The sequence below is a fragment of the Chromobacterium violaceum ATCC 12472 genome (assembly GCF_000007705.1).
Classification (GTDB): domain Bacteria; phylum Pseudomonadota; class Gammaproteobacteria; order Burkholderiales; family Chromobacteriaceae; genus Chromobacterium; species Chromobacterium violaceum.
Genome location: NC_005085.1, coordinates 2,431,827 through 2,444,184 on the forward strand (window position 1 = coordinate 2,431,827; position 12,358 = coordinate 2,444,184).

Consider the following 12,358-nt stretch of genomic DNA (forward strand, 5'->3'; position numbering starts at 1 on the left):
TCAGCTCTGGATGTCCAGCCGCGGCAACTGGCCGCCGGCCATCCGGTTGTCGGGCGCGTAGGGAAAAATCAGTTCTATCCTGACGCCGTCCGGGTCGTCTATGAACAACTGGTGCTCGCCCAGCTCCGGCACCACGCGTTCGTGGAAGTCCTGGCCCAGCGACAGCAGCCGCATCTGCATGTCGACCAGGTTCTGCCCGCGCAGCGCGATGTGATCGACGCGGCCGGAGCCGGAGCGGTTTTCCCGCCGGCCCAGATAGGCTTCCAGTTCGGCGTCGTCCACTGCCGTTTCGACCAGGTGCAGCACCGGACGGCCGCCCGCGTACAGCCACTTGCCGGCAAAACGGAAGCTCGGCCGCGGGCCGTCGCTCAGGCCCAGCACTCGCTGATAGAAGACCGCGCTGGCCTCCAGGTCGGCAGTGCGTATCGTGAAATGGTCGATTCCCTGGATGTTCATCCCGGACTCCTTGCGCGCCGCGCGGGCGCGGTTTTGCGTCACAGACGGGTGATGACGGCCTCGGCCGGCAGGCGGGACTTCGGCAGCCTGGCGTTGAAGTCTTCGTCGGAGCGGCGGCCCAGGGCGACGATCACCGAAGCGATCAGCCCTTTTTCCCGCAAGCCCAGCTCCTCTCCCAGAGTCCGCTGGTCGAAGCCTTCTATCGGGCAAGCGTCGATTTCCAGCGCCGCCGCGCCCAGGAGCAGGGTGCCTACCGCCAGATAAACCTGTTTTTCCATCCAGTGCGGGGCGTCGCGCAGCTCGAAGCGGTGCATGTCGGCGAAGTGGGAGCGGCCCTTGTGCTGGCCTGCGCGGGCCTCCGGGCTGGCGAAACGGCCGTCTCGCTCTTCTTGGTCCAGCAGCGTTCGCAGGTAGGCGTCGTCCAGCGCGGCGCGGGTGCAGAATACCACCACGTGGGAGGCGTTGAGCACCTTGGCCTGGTTGAAGGCATAGCCGTCGGCGGTGGCCTTGGCGACGCGGGCTTTGCTCTCGTCGCTGCCGGCGATGAAGAAATGCCAGGGCTGGGAGTTGGTGGACGATGGGCTGTGGCGCAGCAGGGTTTCGATCTGTTCGATCTGGCCGGCGCTCAGCCGGAAGCCGGGATCGAAGGCCTTGGTGGTGTAGCGGGTCTGGGCGTAATGGGCGATGTTCATGATGTTTGCCTTGTCAGTCGGTTATCGGGCGGTTGCCATTTCCCGGTAGCGTGGGTAGTCGTCGTAGCCGCGTCCGTCGCCGCCGAACAGCGCGGACGGGTCGAAATCAGCCAGCGGCCAGCCGCGGGCCAGGCGTTCGGGTAGGTCGGGGTTGGCGATGAAGGGCCGGCCGAAGGCGATCAGGTCCGCCAGGCCTTCCGCGAGCAAGCGCTCGCCTCGCGGCTGGTCATAACGGCCGGCCACGATGATGGCGCCGCGGAAGCGCGCGCGCAGCGCGTGGCGGAAGGCGTCGTCCACCTGAGGGGCGTCATCCCAGTCCGCCTCGGAAAGGTGCAGGTAGGCGATGCCCAGCCCATTCAGCCGGACGGCGGCCTCCAGTATCGCCGGAACGATCTCCGGGCAATTCATTCCTCGCGCGGTGATGTAGGGAGCCAACCGCACGCCGACGCGCGCGGCGCCGATTTCGTCCGCCACCGCGGCTGCGACCTCCATCAGGAAGCGCAGCCGGTTTTCCAGGCTGCCGCCGTAGGCATCGTCGCGCCGGTTGGAGGTGCTGCGCAGGAACTGGTCTATCAGGTAGCCATTGGCCGCATGGATTTCCACGCCGTCGAAACCGGCGGCCATCGCGTTGCGGGCCGCTTGGCGGTAGTCGCCGACGATGGCGGCGATTTCGGCGGTTTCCAGCGCCCGGGGCGTCGGGCAATCCACCATGCGGCCCGCGCCTGTTTCGTCCGCCACCCAGACCTGGGCGTCGGGCGCGATGGCGGACGGCGCCACCGGCGGCGCGCCGTCATGGAACATCGGGTGGGACATCCGGCCCACATGCCACAACTGCAGCACCATGCGTCCGCCCGCCTGGCGGACGGCGTCGGTCACCCGCCGCCAGCCGTCTATCTGGTCCTGGCTGTAGATGCCGGGGGTGAAGCTGTAGCCCTGGCCTTGGCGCGAGATCTGAGTGGCTTCGGAAACGATCAGGCCGGCGCCGGCTCGCTGGGCATAGTAGCGCGCCATCATGGCGTTGGGGATGTCGCCGGGCTGGTCGGTCCGGCAGCGGGTCATCGGCGCCATCACGATGCGGCTGGGCAGTGGCAGGGCGCCGGCTTGCAGCGGCGAGAACAGATCGGGTGCGGGCATGTCGTTCAACCTCGGTATGCGGCCTCCGCGAAGGGGGAGGCGTTCCAGTGAGGACATGATGCTTTGCAATCGGCAAGAGAAAAACCAGTTCTAGCCAGAATCACTTGCTTGCGGTTTTTGAAAATGGCGTCACTCGGAGCTCAGGCATTTTGTCCGTCCAGCCGGATTTGGTCCAGTCCGCGCATGCGCTTGCGGCGCGATGTATCCCAGCTAGGCGGGTGGCGCCTTGGCGGAATCGGTTCGTCCCGGTAGCCGCCTTCACGGCGGAGCAGGCGGCAGTCAAGCGGATGCGCGGAACAGGAGGATGCGCATGGATGCGTCCGGGGCAAGACGGAAGGCTGAAATGACATGCAATCGGCACTGTGTGGAATGTGCCGTTTTCGGGCCTGGGTAAATGCCGCTGGAGAAAATGCGGGTGAACGCCATGAAAGCGAATGGTTTATTTCTTGAACATGGCTGTTTTTATAGCGATGGTTGCGTGGGTGATTAATTTATTGATGGATTTTGGCGGATGATTTAATGATATGATTCATGGTTATTTATAAAATCCCGGCGCGTTATTTGTATGCATATAAACAGTTTGTTTTCTGATTATATCGATTACGATTTGCGCCGCTGCGCGAAGAAACTTTCCGCCGATTGGAGATTGTAATGGGTGCGATGACCAGCATCGATTTCCAGAGCGATCGCTTTTACGCGACCAACGCGTCTTTCACCGCCACCGACGAGGTGATCGAATTCACCCGGCCGCTGCGCAGCCTGAAGATTTCCTACTTCACCTACGACAGGCATTATGCCGACGGCTCCCGCGTCGCGCTGACCAATGCGCCGGACTGGATCCAGCATTACTGGCGGCGGGAAATGTTCAAATTGGCGGTATTCGAGAAGGACTCCGACAATTTCACCGATGGCTACGTGTTCTGGAACTGGCTGAACCGGGAGCCCATCTACTCTGCGGCCGCGCAGTTCGGCATAGACAACGGCGTGACGCTGATCGAGCGGGGCGACGGGCATTGCGACTTCTTCCATTTCGGCTCGGTCCACGACAACAGCGTCAACAACGATTACCTGGCCGGCAAGATGGCCCACCTGCAGCAGTTCGTCTCGCTGTTCAAGTACAAGCTGCACGACGTGATCGAGGCCGCCTGCAATGACCGGATCTATCTGCCGGAATCGGCCAGGGGCAAGTTGATCCTGGACAGCGACATCAACCACGACATGCTGGTTTCCGACTTCTACAGCCTGATGGACCGCCGCGACGTGTCCCGCATCTATCTGGGCGACGCGGACCGCAGCGCCTACCTGACCAAGAAGGAGGTGGCGCTGATGCGGGAGCTGGTGAGCGGCGCTTCCTGCGCCGAGGCGGCCGTCTCGCTGGACATCACCAGCGACGCGGTCAACAAGCACATCAAGAACATCAAGGAGCGGCTCAACTGCCGGTCGCTGTGCCAACTGGGCTTTGTGATCGGCAAGCTGAGCGCGCGCAACATCTACCCTTTTTCAGTGGCAAGTGGTGCGAACAAATGAAGATATGGCTGGACACGATAGACATTGACGCCATCCGCAAGGCCCAGGCCATGGGCGTGCTGGCCGGCGTGACGACCAATCCCTCGATACTGGCGACGGCCAATCGGGACGTGGAAGCCGTGCTGAGCGAGATCCTGGACGCGCAGACCGGCCCGCTGGCGGTACAGGTGGTGGCGCGCGGGCTGGACGGCATGCTGGCGCAGGCCAGGCGCATCGCCGCGATCAGCCCCAGGATGGTAGTCAAGATCCCGGCCGTCGGCGATGGCTTCCGCGCGATGTCCATGCTGGAGCGCGAGGGCGTCGCCACGCTGGCGACCGCCATTTTCGAAACCCGGCAGCTGGCGCTGGCCGCACTGGCCGGCGCCAGCTACGCGGCGCCCTACGTGAACCGGATCGAGCTTTCCGCCGGCAACGCCTTCGAGGTGCTGGAGCAGTCGCAGCGCCTGCTGGACGCTTACGGCTACAAGACCGCCATCCTGGCGGCGGCGGTCAAGACGGTGGAACAGTTCCTGCGCTGCGCGCAGACCGGCGTGGCCGCTGTCACGCTGCCGGTGGCGGTATTCCAGCAGCTGTACGCGTCCAGCGAGGACATCGAGGAGAGCCTGCGCAAGTTCGACGCGGCCTGGCAAAGCAACGGGCTGATGCGGGACGCCGCGCTGTTCAAGGCGTGAGCAAACAAGAAAGAAAATGATGAATCGTGATGACGCGCTGTTGAGAAAAACCATCATTCTGGTGACCTGCACCTTCTTCCTGTGGGGCATGTCCTATGGCTTGCTGGATGTGCTGAACAAGCATTTCCAGCAGGCCATGCGGCTGTCCAAGGCCGACTCCGGCTGGCTGCAGATCGCCTATTTCCTGGCCTATTTCGTGATTGCCATCCCGGCCGCGCTGTTCAATGAACGCTTTGGCTACAAGCGCGGGCTGATCGCCGGGCTGTGCTTCTTCGCGACCGGGGCGCTGCTGTTCATCCCGTCGCTGCTGAACGCCAGCTTCCTGGCCTTCGTGCTGTCGCTGTTCGTGCTGGCCTGCGGATCCGGCTTCCTGGAAACCACCGCCAATCCGTACATCTCGCTGCTGGGCGACGAAAGCCGCTCGGAGCGGCGGCTGAACCTGGCGCAGGCCTTTTGCGGACTCGGCACGGTGGTGGGGCCGCTGATCGGCGGAGCCTTCTTCTTCAAGCTGGGCAATAGCGCGACTTCGGGCGCGCAGCACGATATGGTGATGCAGGTCTATGTGTGGATCGCGGCATTCGTGGCGCTGCTGGCGCTGGCCATCGCCCGAACGCCGATGCCGGACGCGGGCCACTGCCAGGCCGAAGAGCGGCGCGGCGGCCGGCCGCTGATCCGCAACGGCCGCTTCACGTTCGGCGTGCTGGCGCAGTTTCTCTACGTGGCCGCGCAGGTCGGGATCGGCGCCTTTTTCATCAATTACGCGATGGAAAGCGGCATGGACTTGAGCGCGCAGTCTGCCGCCTGGCTGCTGTCGGTGGCGATGCTGCTGTTCATGGCGGGGCGCTTCGTCGGCACTTTCGCCATCGGCCGCTTGTCTGCGGGACGCTTGCTGATGCTGTTCGCCTTCGCCGACATTCTGTTGTCGCTGGCGGTGGTGACCATGGGCGGGGCCATCGCGGTGGGAGCGTTGACCCTGATGTTTTTCTTCATGTCCATCATGTTCCCCACCATTTTCTCGCTGGCGATCAAGGGCCTGGCGCACCAGACCAAGCGGGCGAGCTCCATCCTGGCGATGTCGGTGAGCGGAGGGGCGGTTTATCCGTACTTGATGGGTTATGTCTCCGACCATTACGGCACGCCGCCGGCCTACGCGATTCCGCTGGCCAGTTTCGTCGTGATTTTCCTGTACAGCGTGTATCTGGAGCGTCAAAGGGCGACGCAGCCTTTGGCCAGCGCGCTCTGAATTTCAAAAGGGGAAAAAGCAAATAAAGCGAAGCCGGCGAAAGCCGGCTTTGTTCGTTCAGGCGCGCAATTTTGCGCGCTTGCTCGGCTTTTGGGTCAGGACAGAGGAAAGACTACAGAAATCTGTACTTATTTGATGGCGCCGTATGCGATATCTTGACGTCGTAAGATTTTATTGATGCTAGGTCGTATTTTTAGTTTGCATTGAACTATGCAGGAAAATCCCACCAGGAGCAACAGTGATGAATTCCAGCAGGCTTGTCAGGGAAATAGCAGACGATGATTATGCTCTGGATGTGATTCAGGGCGATCAGGTGCTGGTGACCAGCCCGGTTATCGTCGGAGAGAAAGGTTCGGAATGGGAGGGCTCCCTGGTATTCACCAAGGAGTACCTGCTTTCCTTGATGCAGCTTGGACTCAAGCACCGGCTGCTGAATCCGGACGATATCCACACCCCCTCCATTTGACCGCGCGGCGACGCTATCTTGTCCGGCCGACTGCGGCAGCCGTGGCGCGGCTGGAGCGTTTCTGTTTGCGCTGGCGGGCCGCCCATTGATAGACGCCGCTGCCGGCCAGCCAGGCCAACGCGATGCCGGCCAGCGCGAGCAGCGCTCTCAGCGCGCCGCCGCCCAGGCTGCCGGTGTGCAGTCCGTATACCCAGCTGGTCAGCCGGATGGCGGGGGCCGCCTGGTCCACCGGCGTGACGCGCAGCAGCGCGCCGCTGTACGGGTCCACCTCCACCTGGCTGCGGCCGTTGGGATGCAGCTCTCCCGGCAGTTTCCACCGCAGCAGCAGGGGACTGCCGGGTTTGCTTTCGTAGCGGATGTCCACCAGGCGGGCGCCGGGCAGCGCGGCGCCCGCCCGAGCGATCAGCGCGTCCAATGGCAGCCGTTCTGCGCCGGGCGGCGCATGGAAACGGATCTTGGCGGGCTGCTGGTAGCCGAATAAGCGATTGATCGCATCATTGATGGGCCGGTTGAAGGCCTGGTAGGCGCCGGTCAGTCCCGCGGATAGCAGCAGCAGGCTGGCCAGCGCGCCGCTCAGCCGGTGCAGGTCCGCCGCCAGGATGCGGAAGCCCTTGTCCCGGCGCACCTGTCCGGCGCGCCTCCAGTCCTTCGGCCACCAGTAAACCAGGCCGGAGGCGGCCAGCGCGATCAACAGCAGGCCGCAGACGCCGGCCAGCGTTTCCCCGGCGTCTCCCATCAGCAGTTTTTCATGCAGATCCAGCAGCCAATCGAACCATGCGTCCCCATTCGGCCTATCGTCGGCGATGCGGGCGGTGGCCGGGTCCAGCCACAGCCGGCGCTCGTTGCCCGGCTGGCGCAGCCGCGCCTGCACGGCTTCGCCGGGTTTGTCGAAGCGCAAGCTGAATCCTGCGTTCGGGTAGCGCGCCAGCACGGCATCGGCAAGTGCCTGATAGCGGGCGGGGTGGCTGGAGGCGGCGGGACGGATGCCGGCCAGGGTTTCCATTTCGGGGCGGAAAACCAGCAGGCTGCCGCTGATGCCGATCAGCAGAAGAAAGAGGGCGGCGCCAAGGCCTAGATAGCGGTGGAGCAGGATCAGGTAACGTTTCACAGGGGTGTCCAGCGGGTTGGGCCGGGAGGGCCGATGTGTAAATGCATTGCAACAATGCTTAATACTAATGATAATTATCATCATTATCAAATGCGTTTCGTCGCACCCCAAGAAGAAATGATGAACACAACCCGCCTTCTCCCCTCCTTGTTGCTGGCGCCGTGGCTGGCGGCGCCTGCCCATGCCGACGAGGCTTTCCAGCTGCAAACCGTGTCCGTCAGCGCCGCCGCCGGCGGGCAGGCTTACCAGTCCAGGCAGGCCGGCATCGCTGGCCAGCCCAGGGACGTGATCGACATTCCCCAGGCGGTGCAGAGCGTAGGCCCGCAAGTGCTGCGCGACCAGCAGGCGCGCTCCTTGGGCGACGCGCTGCGCAATGTCAGCGGCGTGGTGGAGTCCAATACCCTGGCGGGCATCCAGGACAGCTTCACTCGGCGCGGCTTCGGCAGCCGCGGCGACGGCAGCGTGCTGCGAGATGGCGTGCGCTCCGCGCTGCTGAACAATTTCGGCCCCACCACCGAGTCGGTCGAAGTGCTGAAAGGACCGGCTTCGCTGCTGTACGGCATCCAGGAGCCGGGCGGGGTGATCAACGTGATCAGCAAGAAGCCGCAGTTCGCGGACGAAGGCAGCGTCAGCGTCCGGGGCGGCAGCTTCGGCGGCGGCGCGGGTTTCGACCTGACCGGGCCGTTGAGCGATCATTTCGCCTACCGCTTGATCGGCGATCTGGACGAAAGCGGCTACTGGCGCAATTTCGGCAACAGCCGCCGCAAGCTGATCGCGCCGTCGCTAGCTTGGCAGGACGGCGCCGACCAGGCCTTGCTGGCCTACGAATACCAGGATTTTCTGACCCCGTATGACCGCGGCACCCTTTTCGTCAACGGCGCGCCGTTGAACATCCCGCGCGAGCGGCGGCTGGACGAAGCCTGGAACGTGGCCCGGGGCACGTCGCAGTCGCTCAATCTCAGCCACACCCGCGAGCTTGGCGGCGCGTGGCAGCTGACCACCCGGCTGGGCTGGAACCAGCTGCGCTACAGCGACCGCCAGGCGAGGCCTTCCAGCTACAATGCCAAGACCGGCGAGTTGAAGCGCCGCGCCGACGGCAACGCCTACGACAACAGCGTGATGCTGTTTTCCAGCCGGCTGCAGGGCCGGCTGCAGCTGTTCGGCCAGATGCACGAACCGGTGGCGGGCGTGGAGGCGGAGCGGCGGCGTGAGCTGCGCGGCGACACCTACCGCGGGCGCGAGGTCGGCGGCTTCAACGTATACAACCCCGCATACGGCGGTTTGCCGTATCCCAGCCAGCTCAGCGCCGCGCAAAGCGACAACCGCAGCGATATCGACAGCCAGGCGCTGTTGCTGCAGGACAACTGGACGCTATCCGAGCGCTGGATCGCCAATCTGGGCGCGCGCTACCAGCATTACCGGCAGGAGGACGGCGCAGGCAGGCCTTACGCGGTGACTGCCCGCAGCGGCGGCAGCCAGTTGCTGCCCCAGGCCGGCCTGCTGCACAAGCTGACGCCGCAGCTGTCGCTGTACGGCAGCTACAGCGAGTCGTTCAAACCCAATGCGGGCAGCGACGGCCAGAGTTTTTCGCCCGAGAAGGGCGCGTCTCGCGAAGTGGGCGTCAAGCTGGACCGCGACGGCCTGTCCGCCAGCCTGGCCGTTTACCACATCGAGAAAAGCAATGTGGTGGTGACCGAGAACAACGTCAGCCGCGCCGTCGGCAAGGCGCGCTCGCAGGGCGCGGAGGTGGATGTCAGCGGCCAGCTGACCCGCAGGCTGTCCGCCATCGCCAATGTGGCCTACACCGACGCCAAGGTCACCGAGGACATCGCCGCCAATGTCGGCAAGCGCCTGTTCAATGTGCCGCGCCGCAGCGGTTCGTTGTCGCTGGCTTATGATTTCGGCGCCGACCGGCGGGGTCACCGCTGGCGCGCCGGCGGCGGCGCGCGCTACGTGGGCGCGCGTCCCGGCGACAGCGCCAACAGCTTCGAGCTGCCGGCCTACTCGGTGGCCGACGCTTTCGTTTCCTGGCAGGGCAAGCTGGGGCGGAACCCCTTGTCGCTGCAACTCAATGTGAAGAATCTGTTCGACAAGACCTATTACACGTCCTCCAGCGGCAGCGCCCTTCAGGTCAGAGTGGGCGAACCCAGAGAGGTGGCTTTGCAGACGCGGCTGTCGTTCTGACGCGGCTTGCCGTCGTCTATGGAAAGGCCCGGCGAAAACCGGGCCTTTTGCGTGGGCGGGCGATATCTGGCACATGGTACAGGCCGGTCGACGGATGGGGACGGACTGGCTTGTTGGCGGCGACGCGAGTTCATAAAATGCAGGCTCCCTCCGGCTTCGTTTGATCTGGAAACATCGCGCCATGCGTCGGGCCGGAGGGCGCCAATAACAAGAAACGATAGATTTTCCGTCCATGAAACGTTGCGCCCATTTCGACGCATTGCCCGAAGCCGTGAAAACGGCCATCGCGGCCTGGCGTCCCAGCCGCCACCTTCGCAAGCATTCCCCGGAGCGCGCGGCCAATCTGGCGGTCCTGCGCCGGATCGCGGAGGCCTGGGGCGGCCGCTGCGAAGCCGACCGCTACCGGAATCTGCTCACCCATCTCCCGTTCCGCTGCGTCGCCGGCCATCCCTTCCTGTCCACGCCCGCCACCATCCTCTCCGGGCAATTCTGCCCGCGCTGCCAGGACCGCAAACGGCGGGTGAATGGCGAGATCCAGGCCTTTGCCGCGGCCAAGGGCTGGCAATGCCTTTCCGAATACCGTCACAGCAGCGAGCCGCTGCGCTGGCGTTGCGAACACGGTCACGAATGGGAGGTGCGCTGGGAAACCGTGCGCTCGGGACATGGCTGTCCGCATTGTTATCGCCAGCGGCGCTGCCATACGCTGGAGGAAATGCAGGCCTTGGCGCGCGAGCGCGGAGGGTTATGTCTGTCCGACCGTTACGTCAACATCCGCACGCCGATGCTGTGGCAATGCGAGCGCGGCCATGTGTGGAGCATTCCCGCATCCAGCGTGCTGACCGGGCGCTGGTGCGCGGCCTGCTGGGCGCTGCGGCGCATCGCCAGCGCCAGGAACAAGACCCGCCGCCGCTACCAGGCGGCAGGGCCGACGGGGACGCCGGGCTAGAGGGCTGACGGTCAGCCGGCTGACACGCCGGCCTGCTCTCGCCGCCGCAGCCGGCTGGCGTCGATGACATGGGCCGCCCGCGCGCGCAGTTGGCCGCAGCCCCCGTCCACGTCCTGGCCGGCGGAGTCCCGCACCTTGGTCAACACGCCGTTGTCGTGCAGATAGCGTTTGATCGCCTGGACGCGCTCGCTGGACGGGCGTTGGAAACGGTCGCCCTCCACGCTGTTGTAGGGAATGATGTTGAGCACGCCGTACTTGCCCTTCAGCAGGCGCGCGGCGGCGTCCATCTCCTCCTGGCTGTCGTTGACGCCCGCGAGCAAGGTCCACTGGTACTGGATGGGATAGCCGACGCGGCGGGCGTAGGCTTCTCCCAGTTCCACCAATTCAGCCGGGGCGATGCGCGGCGCGCGCGGCAGCAGTTGTTCGCGCAGATCGGCGCGGGTGGTATGCAGCGACAAGGCCAGCGCCGGCTTCACCTCCAGTTGCGGCAGGCGCTCGAACACGCGCGCATCGCCCACGGTGGAGAACACCAGGTTCTTGTGGCCGATATTGCCGTCGGTGCCCAGCCATTGGATGGCCTCCAGTACGTTTTCCATATTGTGGGCGGGCTCGCCCATGCCCATGAACACCACTTTCTTCACTGGGCGGATGCGCCGCGCCAGCGCCACTTGCGCGGCGATTTCCGCGCTGCCCAGCTGGCGCAGCAGGCCGCTCTTGCCCGTCATGCAGAACGTGCAGCCGACCGCGCAGCCCACCTGGCTGGATACGCACAGCCCATCGCGCGGCAGCAGCACGCTTTCCACCATCTGGCCGTCGCCGAGCCCCACCAGCAGACGCAGCGAGCCGTCATCCGCGTCATGCCGCGAATGTATGCGCGCCAGCTTCTCGATCCGCGCGGCTATCGGCGCCAAGCCTTCCCGCACCGACAAGGGGAAATAATCCTCGCTCTTTTGATGCCGGGTGCCGGCGTCCAGCGGCAGGCCCTTGAGCCAGGCGCGGTTGATGCGGCCGATGTGGCAGGGGCGGGCGCCGATGTCGGCGAGGGCTTGATGGAATTCCTGGATATGCATGCTTCTGACTATTGGTTATGTAGGCTGCTGCGCCTGGGTGGAGCGAGGAAGGCGAGGGCGTAGGGTAACGCAAGCCATGCGCCTTTGGGAGGGGGGGCGCGGTACGGCCGTTTTTCATGAATGGTAAAGGCCAAGTTCCCAGCTGTTCGACTTCAAGCCTGCGATTTGCATCGCGCGCACTGCAAGATGGATGCTCGATGCGGCATTCATTATGGTCCGGATGGTTTATTGGCATGGGTCCAATCATGGCGGAATTTCATGCGTGGCTTCAGTTTTACTCAAGCTTTGCCGGACTTGATGGATTGAGAGAAATATTATGCCTGCGCCTATTTTTCCCTCTGGCGGCGCCGGGGGAGATAAATAGTCAATATTTCTGTCTTTTAATTGTGGCAGTTTTATGTTTGCGACAGGGAGGTCGCATTGATTGTTTTATTACTGAATCTGATTGCTGAGATGATTTTTTTGGGATGAATGTTTCTGTTTTGTTTTTTGAGCTTGCATTTTAAAGTTTTGCTTTTGGTTTTTAAGGATTGTTTGAATGCACTTATTTGAGATTGTGAAAATAACCCCGATTTTTGTGCATGTTTATCAATAGGTTCTGTATTTTGACTTTGTTGATTATTTCATGCGTTTGTTTGGAGTGGTTTGGTTCCCAAACTTACCTGTCCTATTTGCCTGGTTTTTGCATGTAAAAAATCCGGTTGACGCTGGTTTTGCCTTGATCCTACGCTCTGCGCCATTCTTGCTTTGTCAAGGTGCTTAATTTCATGAATGTGGGTGGATCTGCGATTTCATTGCGAATTGGTGCTGCGTGTGGATGGGTTGAGCCAAGTCTGCTATGGGGAGGTGGAGTGTGAGAGA

Annotated in this window: 11 protein-coding genes; 6 read left to right on the forward strand and 5 right to left on the reverse strand. The window is 63.4% G+C overall.

All coding sequences use genetic code 11. The annotated features are described in order from the left end of the window. The 3 genes from CV_RS11020 to CV_RS11030 are packed head-to-tail and all read right to left on the reverse strand — an operon-like array spanning window position 1 to window position 2,282. A complete protein-coding gene (locus tag CV_RS11020; protein WP_011135790.1) occupies window positions 1-456 on the reverse strand; it encodes a VOC family protein in 456 nt (151 codons plus the stop codon). 38 nt (window positions 457-494) lie between these two features. Next, window positions 495-1,148: an oxygen-insensitive NAD(P)H-dependent nitroreductase NfsB gene (locus tag CV_RS11025; protein WP_011135791.1), complete on the reverse strand. Its 654-nt coding sequence runs from the start codon at window positions 1,146-1,148 to the stop codon at window positions 495-497. A 21-nt stretch (window positions 1,149-1,169) separates the two neighbouring features. Next, window positions 1,170-2,282 (reverse strand): alkene reductase, encoded by a 1,113-nt coding sequence (locus CV_RS11030; protein WP_043597867.1) that lies wholly within the window; start codon window positions 2,280-2,282, stop codon window positions 1,170-1,172. A 651-nt stretch (window positions 2,283-2,933) separates the two neighbouring features. Between CV_RS11030 and CV_RS11035 the strand changes: the two genes are divergently transcribed. The 4 genes from CV_RS11035 to CV_RS11050 all read left to right on the forward strand — a co-directional run bounded on the left by CV_RS11035 (window position 2,934) and on the right by CV_RS11050 (window position 6,189). After that, complete coding sequence (locus CV_RS11035) at window positions 2,934-3,809, forward strand: helix-turn-helix transcriptional regulator (RefSeq protein WP_011135793.1); 876 nt, start codon at window positions 2,934-2,936, stop codon at window positions 3,807-3,809. Continuing rightward, a complete protein-coding gene (locus tag CV_RS11040; protein ID WP_011135794.1) occupies window positions 3,806-4,480 on the forward strand; it encodes a transaldolase family protein in 675 nt (224 codons plus the stop codon). Before CV_RS11035 ends, CV_RS11040 begins: the two co-directional genes overlap by 4 nt. Before the next feature lie 16 nt (window positions 4,481-4,496). After that, complete coding sequence (locus CV_RS11045) at window positions 4,497-5,723, forward strand: sugar MFS transporter (RefSeq protein ID WP_043596092.1); 1,227 nt, start codon at window positions 4,497-4,499, stop codon at window positions 5,721-5,723. Between the two features lie 241 nt (window positions 5,724-5,964). Continuing rightward, window positions 5,965-6,189, forward strand: a complete 225-nt coding sequence (locus tag CV_RS11050; protein WP_011135796.1) for a hypothetical protein — start codon at window positions 5,965-5,967, stop codon at window positions 6,187-6,189. Window positions 6,190-6,202: 13 nt separating this feature from the next. Here CV_RS11050 and CV_RS11055 read toward each other — a convergent pair whose 3' ends face one another. Beyond that, a complete protein-coding gene (locus CV_RS11055; RefSeq protein ID WP_011135797.1) occupies window positions 6,203-7,297 on the reverse strand; it encodes a PepSY-associated TM helix domain-containing protein in 1,095 nt (364 codons plus the stop codon). Between the two features lie 120 nt (window positions 7,298-7,417). Here CV_RS11055 and CV_RS11060 point away from each other — a divergent pair, with 120 nt between their 5' ends. Both CV_RS11060 and CV_RS11065 read left to right on the forward strand, forming a co-directional pair. Further along, window positions 7,418-9,481: a TonB-dependent siderophore receptor gene (locus CV_RS11060; RefSeq protein ID WP_115610150.1), complete on the forward strand. Its 2,064-nt coding sequence runs from the start codon at window positions 7,418-7,420 to the stop codon at window positions 9,479-9,481. 232 nt (window positions 9,482-9,713) lie between these two features. Beyond that, window positions 9,714-10,427, forward strand: coding sequence for a hypothetical protein (locus tag CV_RS11065; protein ID WP_011135799.1), 714 nt, complete (start codon window positions 9,714-9,716; stop codon window positions 10,425-10,427). Window positions 10,428-10,438: 11 nt separating this feature from the next. On the opposite strand, the gene CV_RS11070 is transcribed toward CV_RS11065, so the two are convergent. Beyond that, window positions 10,439-11,497 carry an RNA methyltransferase gene (locus CV_RS11070; protein ID WP_011135800.1) on the reverse strand — a complete coding sequence of 353 codons (1,059 nt, stop codon included), beginning with the start codon at window positions 11,495-11,497 and terminating at the stop codon, window positions 10,439-10,441. Between the last annotated feature and the right edge of the window lie 861 nt (window positions 11,498-12,358).

Coding starts and splice junctions, on each gene's coding strand:
- CV_RS11030 (WP_043597867.1), bottom strand. CDS start 2,282: ATGCCCGCACCCGATCTGTTCTCGCCGCTGCAAGCCGGCGCCCTGCCA.
- CV_RS11060 (WP_115610150.1), top strand. CDS start 7,418: ATGAACACAACCCGCCTTCTCCCCTCCTTGTTGCTGGCGCCGTGGCTG.
- CV_RS11035 (WP_011135793.1), top strand. CDS start 2,934: ATGGGTGCGATGACCAGCATCGATTTCCAGAGCGATCGCTTTTACGCG.
- CV_RS11070 (WP_011135800.1), bottom strand. CDS start 11,497: ATGCATATCCAGGAATTCCATCAAGCCCTCGCCGACATCGGCGCCCGC.
- CV_RS11050 (WP_011135796.1), top strand. CDS start 5,965: ATGAATTCCAGCAGGCTTGTCAGGGAAATAGCAGACGATGATTATGCT.
- CV_RS11045 (WP_043596092.1), top strand. CDS start 4,497: ATGATGAATCGTGATGACGCGCTGTTGAGAAAAACCATCATTCTGGTG.
- CV_RS11065 (WP_011135799.1), top strand. CDS start 9,714: ATGAAACGTTGCGCCCATTTCGACGCATTGCCCGAAGCCGTGAAAACG.
- CV_RS11040 (WP_011135794.1), top strand. CDS start 3,806: ATGAAGATATGGCTGGACACGATAGACATTGACGCCATCCGCAAGGCC.
- CV_RS11025 (WP_011135791.1), bottom strand. CDS start 1,148: ATGAACATCGCCCATTACGCCCAGACCCGCTACACCACCAAGGCCTTC.
- CV_RS11020 (WP_011135790.1), bottom strand. CDS start 456: ATGAACATCCAGGGAATCGACCATTTCACGATACGCACTGCCGACCTG.